Source organism: Pseudomonas sp. RL (genome assembly GCF_000647775.1).
In the GTDB taxonomy this organism is placed as follows: domain Bacteria; phylum Pseudomonadota; class Gammaproteobacteria; order Pseudomonadales; family Pseudomonadaceae; genus Serpens; species Serpens flexibilis.
Window position 1 is genome coordinate 1 of the sequence record NZ_JBOY01000082.1, and the last position, 22,522, is coordinate 22,522.

General features: G+C 64.6%; 25 protein-coding genes. 18 read left to right on the top strand and 7 right to left on the bottom strand.

Annotated elements, in window-relative coordinates:
* From AS93_RS20855 to AS93_RS0113420, 14 genes are all read left to right on the top strand, one after another.
* A partial coding sequence (locus tag AS93_RS20855) for a hypothetical protein (RefSeq protein ID WP_027591083.1) occupies window positions 1–296 on the top strand: 296 nt, incomplete at its 5' end.
* Window positions 297–795: 499 nt separating this feature from the next.
* Complete coding sequence (locus tag AS93_RS19960) at window positions 796–1,476, top strand: helix-turn-helix transcriptional regulator (protein ID WP_051587476.1); 681 nt, start codon at window positions 796–798, stop codon at window positions 1,474–1,476.
* Window positions 1,477–1,594: 118 nt separating this feature from the next.
* Window positions 1,595–3,466, top strand: coding sequence for a hypothetical protein (locus AS93_RS0113370; RefSeq protein WP_027591084.1), 1,872 nt, complete (start codon window positions 1,595–1,597; stop codon window positions 3,464–3,466).
* Between the two features lie 42 nt (window positions 3,467–3,508).
* The gene (gene thyX / locus AS93_RS0113375; protein WP_081798305.1) at window positions 3,509–4,207 is read left to right on the top strand and encodes an FAD-dependent thymidylate synthase; all 699 of its coding nucleotides are present in this window, start codon (window positions 3,509–3,511) and stop codon (window positions 4,205–4,207) included.
* The gene (locus AS93_RS20640) at window positions 4,207–4,374 is read left to right on the top strand and encodes a hypothetical protein (RefSeq protein WP_155956147.1); all 168 of its coding nucleotides are present in this window, start codon (window positions 4,207–4,209) and stop codon (window positions 4,372–4,374) included. The genes thyX and AS93_RS20640 overlap by 1 nt, the downstream gene beginning before the upstream one ends.
* 93 nt (window positions 4,375–4,467) lie before the next feature.
* A complete protein-coding gene (locus AS93_RS21125) occupies window positions 4,468–4,827 on the top strand; it encodes a hypothetical protein (RefSeq protein WP_256214762.1) in 360 nt (119 codons plus the stop codon).
* Entirely contained in the window at window positions 4,737–5,882 is a 1,146-nt protein-coding gene (locus AS93_RS0113385; protein ID WP_256214763.1) for a tyrosine-type recombinase/integrase, read from the top strand. Before AS93_RS21125 ends, AS93_RS0113385 begins: the two co-directional genes overlap by 91 nt.
* Before the next feature lie 122 nt (window positions 5,883–6,004).
* On the top strand, window positions 6,005–6,673 hold the full coding sequence (locus tag AS93_RS0113390; protein ID WP_027591087.1) for a Bax inhibitor-1/YccA family protein: 669 nt from the start codon (window positions 6,005–6,007) through the stop codon (window positions 6,671–6,673).
* Between the two features lie 103 nt (window positions 6,674–6,776).
* Window positions 6,777–7,169 carry a sulfurtransferase complex subunit TusD gene (tusD, locus tag AS93_RS0113395; RefSeq protein ID WP_027591088.1) on the top strand — a complete coding sequence of 131 codons (393 nt, stop codon included), beginning with the start codon at window positions 6,777–6,779 and terminating at the stop codon, window positions 7,167–7,169.
* Window positions 7,169–7,522, top strand: coding sequence for a sulfurtransferase complex subunit TusC (gene tusC, locus AS93_RS0113400; RefSeq protein ID WP_027591089.1), 354 nt, complete (start codon window positions 7,169–7,171; stop codon window positions 7,520–7,522). The genes tusD and tusC overlap by 1 nt, the downstream gene beginning before the upstream one ends.
* A complete protein-coding gene (gene tusB, locus AS93_RS0113405) occupies window positions 7,522–7,818 on the top strand; it encodes a sulfurtransferase complex subunit TusB (protein ID WP_027591090.1) in 297 nt (98 codons plus the stop codon). The genes tusC and tusB overlap by 1 nt, the downstream gene beginning before the upstream one ends.
* Window positions 7,815–8,150 carry a TusE/DsrC/DsvC family sulfur relay protein gene (locus AS93_RS0113410; protein ID WP_027591091.1) on the top strand — a complete coding sequence of 112 codons (336 nt, stop codon included), beginning with the start codon at window positions 7,815–7,817 and terminating at the stop codon, window positions 8,148–8,150. Before tusB ends, AS93_RS0113410 begins: the two co-directional genes overlap by 4 nt.
* A complete protein-coding gene (locus AS93_RS0113415; RefSeq protein ID WP_027591092.1) occupies window positions 8,147–9,130 on the top strand; it encodes a glycosyl transferase family protein in 984 nt (327 codons plus the stop codon). Before AS93_RS0113410 ends, AS93_RS0113415 begins: the two co-directional genes overlap by 4 nt.
* A gap of 81 nt (window positions 9,131–9,211) precedes the next feature.
* Window positions 9,212–10,219 (top strand): glutathione S-transferase family protein, encoded by a 1,008-nt coding sequence (locus AS93_RS0113420; protein ID WP_027591093.1) that lies wholly within the window; start codon window positions 9,212–9,214, stop codon window positions 10,217–10,219.
* 45 nt (window positions 10,220–10,264) lie between these two features.
* Here AS93_RS0113420 and cysG read toward each other — a convergent pair whose 3' ends face one another.
* The 6 genes from cysG to AS93_RS0113450 all read right to left on the bottom strand — a co-directional run bounded on the left by cysG (window position 10,265) and on the right by AS93_RS0113450 (window position 17,886).
* Window positions 10,265–11,653, bottom strand: a complete 1,389-nt coding sequence (gene cysG / locus AS93_RS0113425; RefSeq protein ID WP_027591094.1) for a siroheme synthase CysG — start codon at window positions 11,651–11,653, stop codon at window positions 10,265–10,267.
* 139 nt (window positions 11,654–11,792) lie between these two features.
* Window positions 11,793–13,073, bottom strand: coding sequence for a serine--tRNA ligase (serS, locus tag AS93_RS0113430; RefSeq protein WP_027591095.1), 1,281 nt, complete (start codon window positions 13,071–13,073; stop codon window positions 11,793–11,795).
* 15 nt (window positions 13,074–13,088) lie between these two features.
* The gene (gene crcB, locus AS93_RS0113435; protein WP_027591096.1) at window positions 13,089–13,463 is read right to left on the bottom strand and encodes a fluoride efflux transporter CrcB; all 375 of its coding nucleotides are present in this window, start codon (window positions 13,461–13,463) and stop codon (window positions 13,089–13,091) included.
* Complete coding sequence (locus tag AS93_RS0113440; RefSeq protein ID WP_027591097.1) at window positions 13,460–14,785, bottom strand: replication-associated recombination protein A; 1,326 nt, start codon at window positions 14,783–14,785, stop codon at window positions 13,460–13,462. Before AS93_RS0113440 ends, crcB begins: the two co-directional genes overlap by 4 nt.
* Window positions 14,786–14,806: 21 nt before the next feature.
* Window positions 14,807–15,430, bottom strand: a complete 624-nt coding sequence (gene lolA / locus AS93_RS0113445; RefSeq protein ID WP_027591098.1) for an outer membrane lipoprotein chaperone LolA — start codon at window positions 15,428–15,430, stop codon at window positions 14,807–14,809.
* 14 nt (window positions 15,431–15,444) lie between these two features.
* Window positions 15,445–17,886 carry a DNA translocase FtsK gene (locus AS93_RS0113450; RefSeq protein ID WP_027591099.1) on the bottom strand — a complete coding sequence of 814 codons (2,442 nt, stop codon included), beginning with the start codon at window positions 17,884–17,886 and terminating at the stop codon, window positions 15,445–15,447.
* Between the two features lie 206 nt (window positions 17,887–18,092).
* Here AS93_RS0113450 and trxB point away from each other — a divergent pair, with 206 nt between their 5' ends.
* From trxB to infA, 4 genes are all read left to right on the top strand, one after another.
* Window positions 18,093–19,043, top strand: a complete 951-nt coding sequence (trxB, locus tag AS93_RS0113455; RefSeq protein WP_027591100.1) for a thioredoxin-disulfide reductase — start codon at window positions 18,093–18,095, stop codon at window positions 19,041–19,043.
* 36 nt (window positions 19,044–19,079) lie between these two features.
* Window positions 19,080–19,760, top strand: coding sequence for a leucyl/phenylalanyl-tRNA--protein transferase (gene aat / locus AS93_RS0113460; RefSeq protein ID WP_027591101.1), 681 nt, complete (start codon window positions 19,080–19,082; stop codon window positions 19,758–19,760).
* Between the two features lie 55 nt (window positions 19,761–19,815).
* On the top strand, window positions 19,816–20,523 hold the full coding sequence (locus AS93_RS0113465) for an arginyltransferase (protein WP_027591102.1): 708 nt from the start codon (window positions 19,816–19,818) through the stop codon (window positions 20,521–20,523).
* A 97-nt stretch (window positions 20,524–20,620) separates the two neighbouring features.
* Window positions 20,621–20,839, top strand: a complete 219-nt coding sequence (gene infA / locus AS93_RS0113470; RefSeq protein WP_027591103.1) for a translation initiation factor IF-1 — start codon at window positions 20,621–20,623, stop codon at window positions 20,837–20,839.
* Between the two features lie 105 nt (window positions 20,840–20,944).
* Here infA and AS93_RS19370 read toward each other — a convergent pair.
* Window positions 20,945–22,522 (bottom strand): AAA family ATPase (locus AS93_RS19370; RefSeq protein WP_037009289.1); only part of this gene is annotated, 1,578 nt, incomplete at its 5' end.

Here is a 22,522-nt window from a genome sequence, read left to right on the forward strand (position 1 = left end):
ACAAGTGCCTGTTGCTCAACGACCAGGGCGAGCCGGATCAGCCGGTGCTGATCTACATGTCCGGCTCGAAGTTCAAGGTCAGCAAGGAGTGGAACAGTGCGATTCGCTTGAAGAATCCGCAGGCCGACCGCTTCGCGTCCGTCTGGACCCTCTCCAGCGCCGGCGAGAAGAACAAGGCAGGCCAGCCGTACCAGAACTTCAAGATCGACTTCGCCGGCTGGGCGCCCGAGGCCCTGTACCTCGCCGCCAAGAGTGCCTACGAAGGTATCACCGGCGCGCCGGTTACCGTCCACTGACCCTGGTCCGCACGGATGCGGGTTCATCGCCAAGGGCTCCAACGCGGGACCGGAGCCCTTGCCAATGGCACCCCCATGAATGAACACAGCTTTATTGACAGCATCCACCGTCGCCTGAAACGTCAATATCCCCACATCTATTTGTGGAAAATCTGTGATCGGTATCAAGGAGGGGTGGCCGACGCTTACTATTCAGCGTCGGAAGACTTATGGATCGAGTACAAATATATCCCCGTACTCCCCAAGCGGGGGACGACTTTTTTGAAGTTGGGGCTGAGTGAGCTGCAGAAGGACTGGTTGCTCGCTCGCCACGCGCAGGGCCGTAAGGTCGCGGTCATCGTCGGCAGCCCTGCCGGTTGCCTGGTACTGCCGGGCGACACCTGGAACAGGGAAATTGACACTGCCTTTTTTATTAGCAGTGCAATTGACGCACAGCGCATCTGCACGTTTATAGACAATGAGACATCAGCCCACCAGCTGATCCCAGGAGAGGGAGCGAATGACACGAACCATCACGTTGCGCGATCAGGAGAACGCCCAACGCCTGAGGGCAATCTGGCGCCGCCGCATGGCGGAGGAACAGCTCACCCAGGCCAAGTTAGCCAAGCTACTGGGGCTGTCTCCCCCAACCACCTGCCAATATCTTTCCGGCAAGATAGCGCTGAACACGGACGCGATCCTCAAGTTCGCACTCGCGCTGAAAGTGCCGCCAAGCGACATAGACCCCAAACTGGCGGCGCTCTCGCTGGTGCCATCGTCCAACCGTATCCGCAAGGTGCCCATCCTCGCCAAGCTGTCGGGCAACCCGCCGGGACCCCATGAGGCGGTGGAAACCATGACGGATCAGCACCACCAGTTATTCGCCCTGTCGGTCGACACCCCGGAGCTGGAGCCCATCTACCGCATGGGGTCGACCCTGATTGTATGCCCCGACCTTGAGCCCATCACAGGCGACCACGTGCTGATAGAACTGGCCACCGCGCCGGGCAAAACGATCAATCTGCTGCGCCGCTACGTCACCACGGATATGACCACCAACCAGGTGGTAGCGACCCAGCTGGACGGCTCGCTGGCCGAGAACCTGCCACTGGATCAGGTGATCAGTGTCGACCCCATTGTGGCGATGCACGCACCCCGGGTTAATCGCCCTTCCCGGCTGCGCCCTCGCCCTGTAGGCTGAGCCAATCACCCTTTTTGCCGAGCCCGGTTCGCCGGGCTTAATTTTCGCCAACGGAATTTGGCACTGCTTAACACGGATCGAACCGCACGGACCCGCGCTTCCCCCACAAGGAAGCCCCATGAAAGACCGCTCTGTCGCCGTACTGTCGGACATCACCGTCCACATGAAGTACGCCCGCCACATCCCCGAGCAGAACCGCCGGGAGACCTGGGACGAAATCTGCGAACGGAACATGGCGATGCACATCCATCGCTTCCCGTTCCTGCGTGAGGAAATCAAACAGGTCTACCGCGCCTTCGTGTTCACCAAGAAGGTGCTGCCCTCCATGCGCAGCCTGCAGTTCGCCGGCCGGGCCATCGGGCTGAACCCCAGCCGCATCTTCAACTGCGCCTTCATGCCGGCCGAACACGCCGACACCTTCGCCGAGGCCATGTTCCTTCTCCTGGGGGGCACCGGCGTGGGTTACAGCGTGCAACGCCACCATGTCGCGCAGCTGCCGCCCCTGGTCGGCCCGACACCTTCCATGCGCCGCTTCCTGGTTGGCGACAGCATCGAGGGCTGGGCCGATGCGGTGAAGGTGCTGGTTGAGAGCTACCTCTATGGCAAGGCACTGCCGTTCTTCGACCTGTCGGACATCCGCCCCAAGGGCGCGCAGCTGGTCACCGCTGGCGGCAAGGCCCCGGGACCCGAGCCGCTGGCCGCTTGCCTGGGCCGGGTGCAGCGCGTCCTGGACCACGCGCTGGCCGAACGGGGCCGGGGCACCCAGCTCAAGCCCATCGAAGTCCACGACATGCTCTGCCACATCGCCGACGCGGTGAAGGCCGGCGGCATCCGCCGCGCCGCCATGATCTGTTTGTTCGATCGCGACGACCAGGAGATGCTGGCCTGCAAGTCCGGCGCCTGGTGGGTCGACAACCCGCAGCGTGGCCGCGCCAACAACAGCGCCGTGCTACCGCGTGGCGAAGTCACCGAGGCCGAGTTCCTGGCGATCTGGCAGGCCGTCGAGGCTTCCGGTGCCGGCGAGCCGGGTGTGTACTGGACCAACAACCGCGACTGGGGCACCAACCCGTGCTGCGAGATCGGCCTGCGCCCCTACCAGTTCTGCAACCTGACCGAAGTGAACGTCGACGATGTGATCGACCAGGCCGACCTGGACGCCCGCGTGGCGGCAGCGGCCTTCATCGGCACCCTGCAGGCATCCTACACCGCCTTCCACTACCTGCGCCCGATCTGGCGCGAGCACACCGAGCTGGACGCGCTGATCGGCGTCGGCCTGACCGGCATCGGCTCCGGGGCGATCCTGGGCCTGGACCTCGGCGCCGCGGCGGAAGCGGTCAAGGCCGAGAACCTGCGGGTGGCCCGGCTCATCGGCATCAACCCGGCGGCCCGGACCAGCACCATCAAGCCGGCCGGCACCACGTCGCTGGTGGTGGGCAGCGCCTCGGGCATCCACGCCTGGCACAACGACTACTACCTGCGCCGCATCGAAGTCGCCAAGAACGAGGCCATCTACAGCTACCTGCTCGAGCATCACCCCCAGCTGCTGGAAGACGACCTGTCCGCCCCAGACACCCAAGCCAAGCTCGGCGTGCCGGTGAAAGCCCCCGAGGGCGCGATCCTGCGCTACGAAAACGTGTTCGACCTGCTCGAGCGCGTGGGCCGCTTCAACCGCGAGTGGGTGCGCGCCGGTCACCGCCAGGGCGACAACACCCACAACGTGAGCTGCACCATCTACGTCAAGGATGACCAGTGGGAAGGCGTGGGCCGCTGGATGTGGGACAACCGCCACACCTACAACGGCATCAGCGTCCTGCCCTACGACGGGGGCACCTACCAGCAGACGCCCTTCGAGGACATCAGCCGCGAGCGTTATGAGGAACTGATCGGTTCCCTGACCGCCATCGACCTGACCCGTGTCGTCGAAACCGAGGACACCACCGACCCGGGCGCGGAAGCCGCCTGTGCCGGTGGTGCCTGCGAAGTCCGCTGATCAACTGCGGGGGCCGGGATGGCCCCCGACCTGGAGCCTGAAATGGAAATCGAAACCCCTGACTACCTCAAGCCCGACCTGCGCCTGATCAGTTACACCGTGCCGGTCGAGGACCTGGCCACGGATGGGATCGAGACCCCCATCGACCTGATCGCCTACTGCGCCCGGGTCAGCAACCCGGCCAACCAGCGCAACCGCGCCACAGCCGGCAAGCTGATTCGTTACCTGGTAGAGAACGCGCACTGGTCGCCCCTGGAAATGGTCGACGTGACCTTCCAGGTGGTCACAGCCCGCGACATCAGCCGCCAGGCGATCCGCCACCGCAGCTTCCACGTGCAGGAGTTCAGCCAGCGCTACGCCGAGGTGACCGAGGAACAGTTCTGCCTGCGCGAGCTGCGCTACCAGCACCCGACCAACCGCCAGGCCAGCGTCGAGCCGGACCTGACCCACCCGAAGGACGCCGCCGACGCGCAGTGGTGGGAGCTGGCCCAGCTGGAGGTCCTGGAGCTGATGGACCGGGTGTACCGCGAGGCGCTGCGCCGGGGGTTCGCCAAGGAAGTGGCCCGCGTGGTGCTGCCCGAGGGGCTGACCCTGACCCGCTACTACTTCAAGGGCACCCTGCGCGACTGGATTCACTACCTCGCGCTGCGCGGCGGCAACGGCACACAGAAGGAGCACATGCAGGTGGCCTTCGGCGCCGCCAAGGTCATCAGCGCGCTGTTCCCGCTGGAGATCCAGTAATGGACCTCATCGAACGAGCGCGGCTGTTTTCAGGAGAGCAGAACCCCAAGGAATGTACCTGCCGGCACCAACTGGCGGGCACGGGCGTGTTCTACCAATCTGTGGGCTTGATCCAGTGTGCCACCTGCAAGGGCTGGCAGCTGATTCGCAAGCCCATCGACGTTTGATCAGAGGACGGCCACGCCAAGGACGGCAGCTGACTGGAATGTCCAAGATGGAACTCAAGATCACTCAACTGGAAAACCCACAGGAGTACCCCGATGGACGTGTCGACTGACAACCGCCCGATCGTCGTCCGGGGCAGCATGGACAAGGTGCTCGAGCACGAACTGTCCAGGTTGATTGGTTACCCGGAGGGAAGCCGCGCCCTGGAGCGCAAACGCCAACGCGGCATCATCCCCGCAGGGGTCTACGCCGTCATCGACGGCCGCATCATCTACAGCATCCGCAGGTATGACGAATGGGTGGAAAGTCTCTGGCCTTGCCCACAGGCGTTGAACTCGTTGGCCCCAGCATCCGAATCCGCTTCATGTGGAACGGAAAGCGCCGATGCGAAACCCTCGCGTACCCGCAAACCCCGCAAGGCATCCAAGCGGCCGCTGGTCTACGCGCTACAGTAGCGCAGCTCAACAAGCTGGGGATGCTTTCGGAGGCCAAGTACGCCGAGCTGTTCCCCGCTTCCAGCCAGGTCCCTCAGAACCGCGTACTCACCTTTGGTGAGTACGCGCAGACTTGGCTGAACAGCCGAGAGGTTGTCAGCGGCACCCGCAAAAACTACAAAAGCACGCTGAACACCTTCTGGATGCCGCATCTGGCCACCCGGCCATTGGACAGCATCACCACGGTAATCCTGCGCGGGCTGATCGGGACCATCGACTGGCCATCACCCGGCCGCCGCCGGGTCGCCATCCAGCACCTGCGCGCCCTGCTTGCCTCCGCGGTGGGCGACGGCGAGATCGACCGCAACCCGGCGGCCCCCCTGGAATTGCCCAAGCAGGCCAAGAAAGGCATCGACCCGTTTGAGCGCGACGAGGCCGAGCGCATCATCGCCCAGCTCTACGACGACCTGGACAACTCGATGCGCATCTACGCGGCCTACTTCGAGTTCGCCTTCTTCACCGGAATGCGCCCTGGTGAGATCGCGGCGCTCCAATGGGACGAAATCGACACCCGCAAGCGCGTGGCGCATGTCTGCCGGATCGTCGTCGAGGGGCAAATCGCTGAGCGAACCAAGACGCGGCAGAGTCGATTGGTCCTTCTCAACTCGCGCGCGCTGCACGCATTGGAGGTCGCACGCGAAGTTGCTACGGCGCGTGCGCGCAGTAACCGCACCTTCCCCAATTCGCGCTTCGTCTTCCCGCCCGCCAAGCGCTCCGAGTTCATTGGCTCACCGATGGTTACCGAACGCCACTTCCGCGTGGCCTTGCGTGAACTCGGCATCCGCGACCGCCCCCAGTACAATACGCGGCACACCTACGCCACCATGTGCCTGATGTCAGGAATGCAGCCGGCCTTCATCGCTCGCCAGCTTGGCCATAGCGCCAAAATCCTGTTTGAACGCTACGCCCGCTGGCTCGATTCCCCCTCCGACTGGACCGAGATCGACAAGCTGGAAAATGGGCAAAATGGTACAAAAGTGGTACGACAAAAATCGCAACACTCTGAAAGCCTCTAGCTAGAGCGGCCGGCATTTTTAGCTTGAAATCGCAACACACTGTCAAACACTGCGGGTTCCTCTGCCACGGGGTTTTGCTATGATCCGGCCATCTCAAATGCCTTCCTCGACAGGAGAGCCTCATGCAAGAACGTAACTACGCACTGAATCACGCGCAGGTGGAACAGCGCGAAGTCAGCGGCGTGCTGCGCAACACCTACGGCCTGCTGGCACTGACCCTGGCGTTCAGCGGCATCGTCGCTTATGTCTCCCAGCAGATGCGTCTGCCCTACCCGAACATCTTCGTGGTGCTGATCGGCTTCTACGGCCTGTTCTTCCTCACCGCCAAGCTGCGCAACTCCGGCTGGGGCCTGCTGTCCACCTTCGCCCTCACCGGCTTCATGGGTTACACCCTGGGCCCGATCCTCAACCACTACCTGGGCATGGCCAATGGCGCCGAGGTGATCAGCTCCGCGTTCGCCATGACCGCCCTGGTGTTCTTCGGCCTGTCCGCCTATGTGCTGACCACCCGCAAGGACATGAGCTTCCTGAGTGGTTTCATCACTGCCGGCTTCTTCGTGCTGCTGGCGGCTGTGCTGGCCAGCCTGTTCTTCGAGATCAGCGGCCTGCAGCTGGCGATCAGCGCCGGTTTCGTGCTGTTCTCCTCGGCGGTGATTCTCTACCAGACCAGCGAGATCATCCACGGTGGCGAGCGCAACTACATCATGGCCACCATCAGCCTGTACGTGTCGATCTACAACCTGTTCGTCAGCCTGCTGCAGATCTTCGGGATCATGAGCAGCGACGACTGATCGGTTGTCTGCTCCACGGAAGGCCCGCCTCGCGCGGGCCTTTTCGTTTCCGGTGTCCGCCGCCGCGGGTATGATGGCGGCCAGTCTTCGCGGTACCCGAGCCATGAAATTCGCCATCGCCCTCTTCTCCCCACCCCATGCGCCCGCGTCGCGGCGCGCCCTGCGCTTTGCCGAAGCGTTACTGGCCGGCGGGCACGAGATCGTCCGCGTGTTCTTCTACCGCGACGGTGTCTACAGCGCCTCATCCAGCGTGGTGGCCCCGCAGGATGAACTGGACGTGGCCGCGCAATGGCGCGCCTTCATTGAACAGCACCGTCTGGACGGCGTGGTGTGCATCGCCGCCGCGCTGCGCCGTGGCGTGCTGAATACCGAGGAAGCGCGGCGTTATGGCCGCGAAGCGGTCAGCGTGGGCGCGCCGTGGGAGCTGTCGGGCCTCGGCCAGCTGCATGAAGCGGCACAACTGGCGGACCGTCTGGTCTGCTTCGGAGGCGACTGATGGCCAAGTCTCTCCTGCTGATCTGTCGCCAGCCGGGCGGCACCGCCGCCCGCGAGGCACTGGATATCGCCCTTGCCGGTGGAGCGTTCGAGCTGCCCATTGCCCTGCTGTTCATGGACGACGGCGTGTTCCAGCTGCCAGTCGGTCAGCAGGCGACCGCGCTGGAGCAGAAGGACCTGAGCGCCAACCTGCAGGCCCTGCCGCTGTTCGGCGTGGATGATCTGTATGTGTGCCAGGCAAGCCTGGCACGTCGCGGCCTGACCGATGCCACGCTCAGCCTGCCGGTGACCCCGCTGCACGGCGCTGAACTGCCGGCGCTGCTGGCCCGTTTCGATCTGGTGATGACTCTCTGATGACTACCTTGCACCTGCTCAGCCAATCCCCCTGGCGCCAGCCGCTGGACAGTGTCCTGCGCCTGCTGGGTGCCGACGACGCCCTGCTGCTGTGCGGCGATGCCTGCCAGGCGCTGCATACCGGCAGCGAGGCCTGGTCCCTGTTGCAAACCCTGCCCGCAACGGTTCGTCTGTATGCTCTGCAGGAAGACCTGCAGGCCCGCAATCTTGGCGCAGCCGAACGGGTTACTCCAGTGGACTACCCGGCGTTCGTCGAGCTGTGCGCGCAATACGACAAGGTGAACGGCTGGCTATGAGCGACTTGCAGGTCAACGGGCAGACCATCGCCTTGGACAAGGACGGCTACCTGGCCGACCGTCACGACTGGAACGACGCCATCGCCGCGGCACTGGCAGCGCGAGAAGGGCTGGAACTGACCGCAGAGCACTGGGAAATCCTGCACCTGCTGCAGGCTTTCTATGCCGAGTTCCAGCTGTCGCCGGCAACCCGGCCGCTGATCAAGTACGTAGCCCTGAAGCTGGGGCCGGACAAGGGCAACAGCCTGCACCTCAACCGCCTGTTCAAGGGCACTCCCGCCAAACTGGCCGCCAAGCTGGCCGGCCTGCCAAAGCCGACGAACTGCATATGACGCTCGATACTTCGCTCGAACACCCCTTCGCCCAGTACGTGCGCATCCTCGGCAAGGGCCAGCGCGGCTCCCGGGGACTGACCCGCGAGGAGGCCCGCGACGCCATGGGCATGCTGCTCGACGGCCAGGTCGAGGAGGTGCAGCTGGGCGCCTTCCTGATGCTGCTGCGCCACAAGGAGGAAAGCGCCGAGGAGATGGCCGGTTTTACCGAGGCGGTGCGTGCTCGCCTCGACGCCCCGCCGATTGCGGTGGATATCGACTGGCCCAGCTACGCCGGCAAGAAGCGTCATTTGCCCTGGTATCTGCTGGCCATCAAGTGCCTGGCCAACCAAGGCGTACGCACCCTGGTGCATGGCGCCGGTGACCACACCGCCGGACGGTTGTATACCGAGGATGTCCTCGCCTTGCTGGGCATTCCACAGTGCCAGGACTGGCAACAGGTCAGCGACGCGCTCGACCGGCACAACCTGGCCTTTATTCCGCTCGGCGCGTGGATGCCGCGCCTGCAGCACATGATCGGCTTGCGCAACGTGCTGGGCCTGCGCTCGCCGATTCATTCCCTGGCGCGCCTGCTCAACCCGCTGGGCGCGCGTTGTGGGCTGCAGAGCATCTTCCATCCCGGCTATCAGGAGATTCACCGCAGCGCCAGCCAATTGCTCGGCGACACCGCCATCGTCATCAAGGGCGAAGGCGGCGAGATCGAGGTCAATCCGGATAGCCCTGCCACGCTCTATCTGACCGCCGCCGGCGAAACCCGCGACGAGAGCTGGCCGGCGCTCTCCGCGCAACGGCACACGAAGCCCGAGCGGCTGGACCCGGTAGAGCTGCTGGCAGTCTGGCGCGGCGAGGCGACAGATGCCTATGGCGAGCTGGCGGTGCAGGCGACCATCGCCCTGGCGTTGCACGGTCTGGGCCATGAGCGCGAGCAGGCCTTTGCCCTTGCCGAGCGCTACTGGGCTGAGCGCAACAGATCGAACTGATCGATAGAAACGACCGGAACAGCTCACCCATCCATCAGCCTGGCGCCGCTAGACTCCTCTGCACACAGAGGGGAATAGACGATGGGTCTTCTGATCGATGGCCACTGGCATGACCAGTGGTATGACACCGCCCGCGATGGCCGTTTCGAGCGCGAACAGGCGCAGCGCCGCCACTGGATCACTCCCGACGGCAGCGCCGGCCCCACGGGAGCCGGCGGTTTCGCAGCCGAGGCCGGGCGCTACCACCTGTACGTGAGCCTGGCCTGCCCCTGGGCGCACCGCACCCTGATCGCCCGGGCGCTCAAGGGGCTGGAGGACATCATTCAGGTTTCGGTGGTGAGCTGGCTGATGCGCGAGCACGGCTGGACCTTCGACCCCCAGACCGGCTCGAGCGGCGATGCCCTGGATGATCTGGAGTTTCTCCACCAGCGCTACCGGCAGGACGATCCGCACTACACCGGCCGGGTGACGGTACCGATGCTCTGGGACAAGCGTCAGCAGCGCATCGTCAGCAACGAATCGGCGGACATCCTGCGCATGTTCAACAGCGCCTTCGATGGCCTGACCGGCTCGACCCTCGACCTGTATCCCGAGCCCCTGCATGGCGAGATCGACGCGCTCAACGCGCGCATCTACCCACGGGTGAACAACGGCGTGTACCGGGCCGGCTTCGCGACCACCCAGGACGCCTACGAAGAAGCCTACGACGACCTGTTCAGCGAGCTGGACTGGCTTGAACAACGCCTGAGCCGGCAGCGCTACCTGGCCGGCGAGTACCTGACCGAGGCAGACTGGCGCCTGTTCACCACGCTGATCCGCTTCGACGCGGTCTACCACGGTCACTTCAAGTGCAACCAGCAACGCATCCTCGACTATCCGAGCCTGCATGGCTGGCTGCGTGAGCTGTACCAGTGGCCGGGCGTGGCAGCCACCGTGGACTTCACCCACATCAAGCACCACTACTACGCCAGTCACCAGACCATCAACCCGACCGGCATCGTGCCCAAGGGTCCGGCGCTGGACCTGTTCGCGCCACATGGACGCGATAGTTTGCCGGGCAAGGGCATCTGGCAGCGCCGCCAACCGTAGGGTGGTCAAGGCAAAGCCTTGGCCACCGAGCCGGCGGCTAGATGTCTAGCGCTGCGCTCCTTCGAACCAGGCCAGCTTGTCGCGCAGGCGCACCACTTCACCGACGATCACCAGGGTTGGCGCCCGCACGGCTTGCTCGGCGACGCGCTGCGGCATATCGGCCAGGGTGCCGGTAATCACCCGCTGGTTGACCGTGGTGCCCTGCTCCACCAGCGCGATCGGGGTATCGGCACCACGGCCGTGGCGCATCAGCTGTTCGCAGATCACCGGCAGGCCGACCAGTCCCATGTAGAACACCAGGGTCTGCCCCGGCGCGACCAGATCCCGCCAGGGCAGATCGCAGCTGCCATCCTTGAGGTGACCGGTGACAAAGCGCACCGACTGGGCATGGTCACGGTGGGTCAGCGGAATACCCGCATAGGCGGAACAACCGGAGGCGGCGGTAATGCCCGGCACCACCTGGAACGGAATGCCCTCGGCGGCCAACTCCTCGATCTCCTCGCCGCCCCGACCGAAGATGAACGGGTCGCCGCCCTTCAAGCGCAGCACGCGCTTACCCTGCTTGGCCAGCTCCACCAGGCGCCGATTGATCTGTTCCTGGGGCAGCGCATGCTCGGCGCGCTGCTTGCCGACGTAGATGCGCTCGGCATCTCGGCGGCACAGTTCGATGATTGCCGGCGCCACCAGGCGGTCGTAGAGCACCACATCGGCCTGCTGCATCAGGCGCAGGGCACGGAAGGTCAGCAGATCCGGATCGCCGGGACCTGCGCCGACCAGATACACCTCACCCAGCGACCGGGCAGAACTGCCCGCCAGCTTCTCCTCCAGCAGACGCTCGGCCTCGGCCGGCTTGCCGGCGAACAGGCTCTCGGCGATCTGGCCCTGGAAGGCTTCTTCCCAGAACACCCGACGCTGCTGCACATCCGGCAGCGCCGCCTTGACCCGCGAACGGAATCTCTTGGCCAGCCCGGCCAACTGCCCGTAGGCGGCGGGAATCCAGGTCTCGATGCGGGCGCGGATCAAGCGCGCCAGCACCGGCGCGTCGCCACCGCTGGACACCGCCACCATCAGCGGCGAGCGATCGACGATGGCCGGAAAGATCACCGAGCACAATTCCGGTGCATCCACCACGTTGACCGGGATGCCCCGCGCCTGGGCTTCACGGGAAATCCGGGCATTGAGCGGTTCGTCGTCGGTGGCGGCGACTGCCAGACGAACCCCATTCAGATCCTCCTCTCGGTAATCACGCAGATGCAGCTCGCCGCCATGGCGGGCCACCAGAGCCGCCAGCTCATCCAGCGCTTCGTGGGTGACCACCCGAGGCACCGCGCCGGCATCGGTCAGCAGGCGAATCTTGCGTAACGCCACCTCGCCGCCACCGATCACCAGCACCGGAGCGTTCTTGAGGTTGTGGAATAGAGGAAGAAAATCCATGGAATCTTTACCTTTTGGGGCCAGGCTTCATCAAAGCCCATGCGCGCAAGTTCAGCGCTTGTCGGAAATCAAGTCGAGCAGTTTCCGTGCCACTGCCCCCAAATGAGACAGGCCGGCTTGCGCGGCCTGTCTGTGCCCTTTACCCGATCACTTCGATGCCGCCCATGTACGGCTTCAGTGCGGCCGGCACCCGAATGGTGCCATCGGCCTGCTGGTAGTTCTCCAGCACGGCCACCAGGGTGCGACCGACTGCCAGGCCGGAACCGTTGAGGGTGTGCACCAGCTCCGGCTTGCCGGTTTCCGGGTTGCGGTAGCGCGCCTGCATACGGCGGGCCTGGAAGTCGCCGCAGTTGGAGCAGGAGGAAATCTCGCGGTACTTGTCCTGGCTGGGGATCCAGACTTCCAGGTCGTAGGTCTTGGTGGCGCCGAAGCCCATGTCGCCAGTGCACAGCGCCAGCTTGCGATACGGCAGTTCAAGCAGTTGCAGCACGCGCTCGGCATGGCCGGTGAGTTCATCCAGCGCCTCGAAGGACTTCGACGGCTCGACGATCTGCACCATCTCGACCTTGTCGAACTGGTGCTGGCGGATCATGCCGCGGGTATCGCGACCGGAGGCGCCCGCCTCGCTGCGGAAGCACGGGGTGTGGGCGGTGAGCTTCAGCGGGAGTTGCTTGGCATCGAGGATATCGCCGGAGACAACGTTGGTCAGCGACACCTCGGCGGTGGGGATCAGGTACAGGTCGGCCTGCTCGCCACGGCTGATCTTGAACAGGTCTTCCTCGAACTTGGGCAGCTGGCCGGTGCCCTGCAGGGCCGGTGCCTGCACCAGATACGGGGTGTAGCATTCCTCGTAGCCGTGCTCGCGGGTGTGCAGGTCGATCATGAACTGCGCCAGGGCGCGGTGCAGACGCGCGATGGGCCCGCGCATCAGGGCGAAACGGGCGCCGGAGAGCTTGGCGGCGGTCTCGAAATCCAGCCAGCCGTGCTGCTCGCCCAGGGCCACGTGGTCCTTGACCTCGAAATCGAACGTGCGCGGCGTACCCCAGCGCGACACCTCGACGTTCTGCTCCTCGTCGCTGCCCACCGGCACGGATTCGTGCGGCAGGTTGGGGATGGTCAGCATCAGCGCGTCCAGCTCGGCCTGGATGGCGTCCAGCTCGCGCTTGGCCTGATCCAGGTCACCACCCATGCGGTCGACTTCGGCCAGCAGCGGCGCGATGTCCTCGCCGCGGGCCTTGGCCTGGCCGATGGACTTGGAGCGGCTGTTGCGCTCGGCCTGCAGCTGCTCGGTACGCACCTGGACGCTCTTGCGCTGGCTTTCCAGCGCGTCGATGCGTGCCACATCCAGGTCGTAGCCACGGGTCGCCAGGCGGGCGGCAACGTCCTGCAGCTGGGTGCGTACCAGTTTGTAATCGAGCATGTCTGTTCTCGTCTGTCAGAGTTTGTTCAAAGCCAGGCCCGCCCAGGTGGCCAGCAGGCTGATGACCACGCTGGCCAGGGCATAGCCGAGGGCGGTCGCGAGCTGGCCGCTTTCCAGCAGGCGCAGGGTATCCAGGGAAAAGGAGGAAAAGGTGGTCAGCCCGCCCAGGAAGCCGACGATCAGGCCGGCACGCAGCTCCAGCGGCAATTCCGGGCGCAGCAGGAACAGGCCGAAGAGATAGCCGATCAGCAGGCAGCCGACAAGGTTTACCGCCAGGGTGGCCAGGAAAAAATGCTGCGGCCAGTGGGCGGTCACCCAGTTGGCGGCGGCAAGCCGCAGCAGGCTGCCCAGCGCGCCACCGCCCGCCACAGCGAGCACGACACTGATCATGGGCGCCTCCGCTGCCGGGTGCTGTTGCGATCCAGCGCGGCCAGGTGCTCGAGCTTGTCGCGGATCTTCAGCTCCAGGCCGCGCGGCACCGGCTGGTAGTAACGGCGCGGCTCGAGCGCTTCGGGGAAATAGTCCTCGCCGGCGGCGTAGGCGTCCGGCTCGTCGTGGGCGTAGCGGTACTCCTCGCCGTAGCCCAGCTGCTTCATCAGCTTGGTGGGCGCATTGCGCAGGTGCAGCGGCACTTCCAGCGAGCCGGAAGCCTCCACGTCGCGCCGCGCCGCGTTGTAGGCGGTGTACACGGCGTTGCTCTTCGGCGCGCAGGCCAGATAGACGATCGCCTGGGCCACGGCCAGTTCGCCTTCCGGGCTGCCGAGGCGTTCCTGCACATCCCAGGCATTCAGGCACAGGGTCAGCGCGCGCGGGTCGGCATTGCCGACTTCCTCGCTGGCCATGCGCACCACGCGCCGGGCGATGTACAGCGGGTCGCAGCCGCCATCGAGCATGCGGGCGAACCAGTACAGGGCGGCGTCCGGGTTGGAGCCGCGCACCGATTTGTGCAGCGCGGAGATCTGGTCGTAGAAGGCTTCGCCACCCTTGTCGAAGCGCCGCCGGGTGTCGCCGAGCAGGTTCTGCAGGGCTTCCGGGCTGATGGCCTCGCCGTCCTCGACCAGGTCGGAGGCGTTCTCCAGCAGGTTGAGCAGGCGGCGCCCATCGCCGTCGGCGGCGGCCAGCAGGATCTGCAGGCTTTCCTCGGGCAGGCTGAGCCGGCGGGCGCCCAGGCCCTTCTCTTCGCTCAGGGCGCGCTGCACCAGCTTGCGCAGCGCCGCCTCGTCGAGGCTTTTCAGCACATAGACACGGGCGCGGGACAGCAGCGCATTGTTCAGCTCGAAGGACGGGTTTTCGGTGGTGGCGCCGATGAAGATCAGCGTGCCGTCTTCCACATAGGGCAGAAAGGCGTCCTGCTGGCTCTTGTTGAAGCGGTGCACTTCATCGACGAACAGGATGGTTCGTCGGCCAGACTGGGCGGCATGCTGCCGGGCGATTTCCACGGCCTGACGGATTTCCTTCACGCCGGACAGCACGGCGGAAATCGTCTCGAAGTGCGCGTCGGAAACCTGCGCCAGCAGCCGCGCCAGGGTGGTCTTGCCGACCCCGGGCGGGCCCCAGAAGATCATCGAGTGCAGCGCGCCCTGTTCCAGCGCCTCGCGCAGCGGCTTGCCGCGCGCCAGCAGGTGTTCCTGCCCAACGTACTCGTCCAGATTGGCCGCGCGCAGGCGAGCGGCCAGGGGCTGGGCGGGAGGGGTTTGCTGGAACAGGTCCATGGAAACGCTGGCATGCCTCGGTTAATCGTGAATCACATCGGTTCCCGGCGGCGGCTGGAAACTGAACAGTTTCTGCTCCAGCGGCAGGTTCATCCGCACGCCGGAAAACAGGATGTTGGTGCGCTGGCCGACGCTGTCGATCAGTTGCATGTCGTTGATCACGCCATTGCGAAACGACAGGCGCAGGTTATCGAACAGGCTGTCCTTGGCCTTGGGCCGCAGGATGAAATCGGCCACGCCGCTGGTTTCCTGATAGCTGACCTCGAAATTGTCGCTGATCCGCGACACGTCGCCAGACAGCAGCAGCGCCGGGGTATGGGTCAGGCGCTGATCCAGCTTCTGGATGGTCACCTGCTCCAGGTCCGGGTCATACAGCCAGACCTGCTTGCCGTCGGAGACCAGCAGCTGTTCCAGCGGCGGATCGGTATGCCAGCGGAACTGGCCGGGGCGCTTGAGCGCCATCTCGCCGGTGGATTCCTGCAGGTTGGTGCCGGAGGCATCCAGGGTCAGCTGAGAGAAACGCCCCGACAGGGTCTGGGATTTTCCGAGCAGGTCAGTCAGCCGCTTCACCGCGGCGGCATTGTCCGCCTGCGCGGGAAGGACGGCAAGGCCAACGGCCAGTATCAGAAGGCGCAACAGGTTCATTGAATTCCTCGCAGTCAGTCGCGGATCGGCGCCGGCGCAATCACTTCGCGCGAGCCGTTGGTGTTCATGGGCGTCACGACCCCGGCCATTTCCATGGCCTCGATCATGCGCGCGGCGCGGTTGTAGCCGATCTTCAGCTTGCGCTGCACGGCGGAAATGGAGGCGCGCCGGCTTTCGGTGACGAAGCGCACCGCCTCGTCGTAGAGCGGATCTTCCTCGCTGCCCTCGCCGCCTTCGCTGCCCCCCTCGAAGCTGCCGGCGCCGCCTTCGTCGGCACCGGACAGGATGTCCTCGATATAGTCGGGGGCGCCGCGCTGCTTCCAGGCCTCTACGACCCGGTGAACCTCGTCATCGGACACGAAGGCGCCATGCACGCGCATCGGCAGCCCGGTGCCCGGCGGCAGGAACAGCATGTCGCCGTGGCCGAGCAGCTGTTCGGCGCCACCCTGGTCGAGGATGGTGCGCGAGTCGATCTTGCTGGACACCTGAAACGCCATGCGCGTCGGGATGTTGGCCTTGATCAGACCGGTGATCACGTCCACCGAAGGACGCTGGGTGGCCAGGATCAGGTGGATGCCGGCGGCGCGGGCCTTCTGGGCGATGCGCGCGATCAGCTCTTCCACCTTCTTGCCGACGATCATCATCATGTCGGCGAATTCGTCGACCACTACCACAATGGTCGGCAGCTTCTTCAGCAGCGGCGGCTCGTCCTCGAAGTTCTGCCGCTTGTACAGCGGGTCGGTGAGCGGCGTGCCAGCTTCCTCGGCTTCCTTGATCTTGCGGTTGAAGCCGGCGAGGTTGCGCACGCCCATGGCGGCCATCAGCTTGTAGCGCCGCTCCATCTCGGCGACGCTCCAGCGCAGCGCGTTGGCGGCCTCCTTCATGTCGGTAACCACCGGGCACAGCAGGTGCGGAATGCCTTCGTAGATGGACAGCTCCAGCATCTTGGGGTCGATCATGATCAGCCGCGCGTCTTCGGGCGTGGACTTGAACAGGATCGACAGGATCATGGCGTTGACGCCCACCGACTTGCCCGAACCCGTGGTGCCGGCCACCAGCAGGTGCGGCATCTTGGCCAGATCGGCAAACACCGGGCGGCCGCCGATGTCATGCCCCAGCGCCAGGGTGACCGGCGACTTGGCGCTTTCGTACTCCGGCGCGGAGAGCACCTCGGAGAAGTGCACGATCTGCCGGTCTTCGTTGGGAATCTCGATGCCCACGGTGGTCTTGCCGGGAATGACTTCCACCACGCGCACGCTGATGATCGCCAGGGAGCGCGCCAAGTCCTTGGCCAGGTTGGAAATGCGGCTGACCTTGATGCCGGGCGCCGGCTGGATCTCGAAACGGGTGATCACCGGGCCGGGGTAGACGTTCTCGACCGTCACCTCTACACCGAACTCCTTGAGCTTGAGCTCCAGCAGCCGCGACATGGCTTGCAGCGCTTCTTCCGAATAGCCGCTGGCCTTCTTTTCCACCGCATCGAGGATGGACAGCGGCGGCAGGGTGCCTTCCAGCGCATTGGCGGGAACCGCGGCGGGTTTGAGCTTGGGTGTCGCGAAAACCGGGTCATCCAGCCGCGGCGGAGGCGGCAGCTCACTGATCACTGGCGCTTTGCGCGGCACAGGTTCTACGGCCGGCGGCTGTGCTGCCCGGAGCTTGGGCGCCGCCACCGGCTTCTTCTCGCGAGCCAGCAGCCGCTGACGCGCACGCTTGAGCTCCTCGGCGTCCTCCAGCAAGGGCGGCTCGACAGCGTCGCCCAGCACCGGCTCCTCGACCCTCCGTGATACCACCGGTTGGGCGGCGCGCGAAGCCTGGCGCGTCGTCCACCAGTTTGCGATGGCGCTCTGGATCAGCTCGCCCAGGTCCAGGACGATCTTGCCCAGCAGGTCCATGACGCGGAACCAGGAGAGATCGGTGAATACCGTCAGGCCGAACAGGAACAGGGCTAGGAACATCAGGGTGCTGCCCTGCACGTTCAGGGTCTGCTCGGCCAGGTAGCCGAGGCTTTCCCCCAGGGCGCCGCCCGCAGAGGCCGGCAGCCAGGCCGCCGGTTCAAAATGCAGATGCGCCAGCGCCGCCCCGGAAAGCACCAGGAAGACCAGGCCGATAGCCCGCCAGGAAATCAGCCAGCCACTCACATGCCAGGATGCATGGCGCAGCTGGAACATGCGCCAGCACTTGAGCGCCAGCAGCACGGGAAACAGATAGGCGAAATAGCCAACCCCACCAAACAGCAAATCGGCGAACCAGGCACCGGCCCGTCCGGCGGCGTTCTGCACCTGATCGACCCGCCCGCTGCGGAACAGACCCGGATCGGTGCGTTCGTACGTCAGCAGGGCCATGATCAGGTAGAGGCAGAGCGCGCCCATGGCAATCAGGGCGCCCTCCTTCAGGCGCACCGGCAACTGCCGGCGCCATTCGGGAGTCTCAACACTGCGGGTGGAAGTTTTCTTCAAAACGCGTTTCCTGCATCTGGGGCGGGCGTGGATCAGGTCGCATTCTACGGCTTTGCACGCCCGTCGCCACGCAAGCTATCGCCATGATAGAGCGGAGCGCGTTCCCGCGTTCGCAACCTTCGGTGTAGGATTACCGGCAGTTTTTTCGGGCCGGCCTGAATTGGACCACGCACTCTTTATCGAACAAAGGCTTATGAGGTTTTTTTATGAATGAAGTCAAGCATTCGCGGCTGATCATTCTGGGCTCCGGCCCAGCCGGCTATACCGCCGCCGTGTATGCCGCGCGCGCCAACCTCAAGCCACTGGTCATTACCGGCATCCAGCCCGGTGGCCAACTGACCACCACCACCGAGGTCGACAACTGGCCGGGCGATGTCGAAGGCCTGACCGGTCCCGCGTTGATGGAGCGCATGCAGAAGCATGCCGAGCGCTTTGACACCGAGATCGTCTACGACCACATCCACACCGCCGAGTTGCAGCAGCGTCCCTTTATTCTCAAGGGTGATAGCGGCACCTACAGCTGCGATGCGCTGATCATCGCCACCGGCGCCTCGGCTCAATATCTGGGCCTGCCTTCCGAGGAAGCATTCTCCGGCAAGGGCGTGTCCGCCTGCGCCACCTGCGACGGTTTCTTCTATCGCAACCAGGTGGTGGCAGTGGTTGGCGGCGGCAACACGGCGGTCGAGGAAGCGCTCTACCTGGCCAACATCGCCAAGGAAGTGCACCTGATCCACCGCCGCGACAAGCTGCGTTCCGAGAAGATCCTGCAGGACAAGATCCTTGAACGCGCTGCCACCGGCAACATCCGCCTGCACTGGAACCACACCCTGGAAGAAGTGCTGGGTGACAACAGTGGCGTTACCGGCGTACGCCTGAAGGACACCCAGAGTGGCATCGAGAAGACCCTGGATCTGGCAGGCGTATTCATTGCCATCGGTCACAAGCCGAACACCGACCTGTTCAGCGGCCAGCTGAACATGCGCGACGGCTACCTGGTGATCAACGGCGGCATCGAGGGCAACGCCACGGCCACCAATATCCCGGGCGTATTCGCCGCCGGCGACGTGGCCGACCACGTCTATCGCCAGGCGATCACCTCGGCGGGCGCCGGCTGCATGGCCGCGCTGGACGCCGAAAAGTATCTCGACAGTCTCTGATTGAGCGGGCGGCCGTTCGGCCGCCCTCCTCCGCCCATGCTTGCCTGGCTGGATCGAGATACTCTCGACTTCCCTCCCCTCGAACAGGCGCTGCGAGAACCCAATGGGCTGCTCGCGGCGGGCGGCGATCTGCGCCCCGAACGGCTCATCCGAGCCTACCGCCACGGCTGCTTTCCCTGGTTCCAGGACGGCCAGCCGCCGCTCTGGTGGTCGCCCGATCCGCGCACCGTTCTGTTCCCCGAGGAGCTGCACGTCTCGCGCAGCCTTGCCAAGTGCCTGCGCCAGCAGGTGTTTCGTGTCACCTTCGACCAGGCCTTCGCCGAGGTGATCGATGCCTGCGCCGGGCCACGTCGCAACAGCGATGGCACCTGGATCACCCACCCGATGCAACAAGCCTACCGGCAGCTGCACGAACTCGGCATCGCCCATTCGGTCGAAGTATGGCAAGCGGACCAACTCGTTGGCGGCCTGTACGGTCTGGCGATGGGGCAGCTGTTCTTCGGTGAGTCCATGTTCAGCCGGACCACCAACGCTTCCAAGGTCGGCTTCGTCACGCTGGTGCGACACCTGCAGGACTGGGGCTTCGTCCTCATTGACTGCCAGATGCCAACGCGCCACCTGGAAAGCCTTGGCGCCCGCTCCATTCCACGTGCCGAATTCGCCACCTACCTGCACCGCCATCTGGACCAGCCCAGTTCAGCCAGCTGGCGCGCCTAGGCGTTCCAGACCGGCTGACTTACACTCCCCCTCAATCCATTGAGGTAAGCGACCCATGACCGAGCTGGCTCGCCTGAAGTTCTATGCCACCCAGCCCCATCCTTGCAGCTACCTGCCGGGAGAGCAGGCCACCACGCTCTTTCTCGACCCCAGCCAGCCCATGGATGCGCACATGTACGCCGAGCTCTCGGAAATGGGCTTTCGGCGCAGCGGTGATCACCTGTATCGCCCCCACTGCCAGCATTGCAACGCCTGCATCCCTGCGCGCATCCCGGTCACCCGCTTCCACCCCAATCGACAGCAGCGCCGCATCCTCAAGCGCAACGCTGACCTGCAGGTTACATCACGGCCGCCGCACTTCAGCGAGGAGCTCTATGCGCTGTACGCCCGCTATATAGAGCAGCGGCATGCCGACGGCGACATGTACCCGCCCAGCCGCGAGCAGTTCCAGACCTTCCTGGTACGCAACCTGGCCTTTGCCCGCTTCTTCGAGTTCCGCAAGGACGGTTACCTGATGGCTGTGGCGGTCACCGATGTGCTGCCTAACGGCCTTTCCGCTGTGTACACCTTCTACGCGCCGGAAGAGGAACATCGCAGCCTGGGCCGCTACGCCATCCTCTGGCAGATCAACGAAGCCGCACGCCTGGAACTTTCCGATGTCTATCTGGGCTACTGGATCAAGAATTGCCGGAAGATGAATTACAAGACGGAGTACCGCCCCATCGAGCTGCTGGTCAACCAGCGCTGGGTCAGCCTGACCTGAGACTTGGCGTGGCGGGGCATTTTCGGGCACAATGCACGCCGCTTTTGCCAGGGTCCATAGGCGACCCGGCTTTCATGAATACCGAGGGCAATACTGCATGTCGAAAGAAGACAGCTTGGAAATGGAAGGCACTGTCGTCGACACCCTCCCCAACACCATGTTCCGTGTGGAGTTGGAGAATGGGCATGTCGTAACCGCGCACATCTCCGGAAAGATGCGCAAGAACTACATCCGCATCCTGACCGGCGACAAGGTGCGCGTCGAACTGACGCCTTACGACCTCAGCAAGGGCCGCATCACCTACCGCGCCCGCTGAAACCGAGTTGCCCGAACGCCCGGCCCTGCCGGGCGTTTTTGTTTGTGCGCCATTTTCGTGGCAAAAAAAGCCCGGGCATGACCCGGGCTTTTTTGCCACTGGTGATCAGGCGACCTCGGCGCTGGTCTCGTATTCGAAGACCAGCTCATCACCCGCCACATCGATGTGCACCACACCGCCATGCTCGGCCAGCTCGCCAAACAGGATCTCCTCGGCCAGCGGCCGCTTGATCTTGTCCTGGATGAGCCGCGCCATGGGCCGAGCGCCCATCTGTACGTCGTAGCCGCGCTCGGCCAGCCAGCCCCGCGCGGCGTTGCTGACATCCAGCTGCACACGCTTGTCCTCGAGCTGGGCCTGCAGTTCGGTGAGGAACTTGTCGACGATGCTCTTGATGACCTCGTGACTGAGCCGGCCGAACTGGATGATGGTGTCCAGGCGGTTGCGGAACTCGGGCGAGAAGGTCTTCTTGATCACTTCCATGGCATCCGTGGAGTGATCCTGCATCGTGAAACCGATGGAGGCACGCGAAGCGGTCTCGGCGCCAGCGTTGGTGGTCATGATCAGGATGACGTTGCGGAAATCCGCCTTGCGTCCGTTGTTGTCGGTCAGGGTGCCGTGGTCCATGACCTGCAGCAGCAGGTTGAAGACTTCCGGATGCGCCTTCTCGATTTCGTCCAGCAGCAGCACGCAATGCGGCTGCTTGGTGATGGCCTCGGTGAGCAGCCCGCCCTGGTCGAAACCCACATAGCCGGGCGGTGCGCCGATCAGGCGGGACACGGTATGCCGCTCCATGTATTCGGACATGTCGAAGCGCACCAACTCGACGCCCAGCGAACGCGCCAGCTGACGCGCCACCTCGGTCTTGCCCACGCCGGTGGGACCGGCGAACAGGAACGAACCGACTGGCTTGTCCGGCGCCTTGAGCCCTGCGCGGGACAGTTTGATGGCCGTGGCCAGCGAGTCGATGGCCTCGTCCTGGCCGAACACGGTGAGCTTGAGGTCACGCTCCAGGTTGCGCAGCAGCTCCTTGTCGGAGCTGGAAACATGCTTGGGCGGAATGCGCGCAATCTTGGCAACGATGTCCTCGACCTGCGCGACATCGACGCATTTCACTCGGCGGTCGGCCGGCTGCAGGCGCTGATAGGCGCCCGCTTCGTCGATCACGTCGATGGCCTTGTCTGGCATGTGCCGATCATTGATGTAACGGGCAGCCAGCTCGGCGGCGGCGCGTAGCGCTTCGTCGGTATACTCGATCTCGTGGTGGCTTTCGAAGCGGCCCTTGAGTCCGCGCAGGATACCGATGGTGTCTTCGACCGAGGGCTCGGTGACATCCACCTTCTGGAAGCGCCGCGCCAGTGCCCGGTCCTTCTCAAAGATGCCGCGGAATTCCTGGAAGGTCGTGGAGCCGATGCAGCGGATCTCGCCGGACGACAGCAACGGCTTGAGCAGATTGGAAGCATCCATCACCCCGCCCGAGGCCGCGCCGGCACCGATGATGGTGTGGATCTCGTCGATGAACAGGATGGCGTGCGGCCGCTTGCGCAATTCGTTGAGCAGTGCCTTGAAGCGCTTTTCGAAATCGCCACGGTACTTGGTCCCGGCGAGCAGCGCGCCCAGATCCAGGGAATAGACGACGCTATCGGCCAGCAGATCGGGCACCTGGCGATCAACGATACGCTTGGC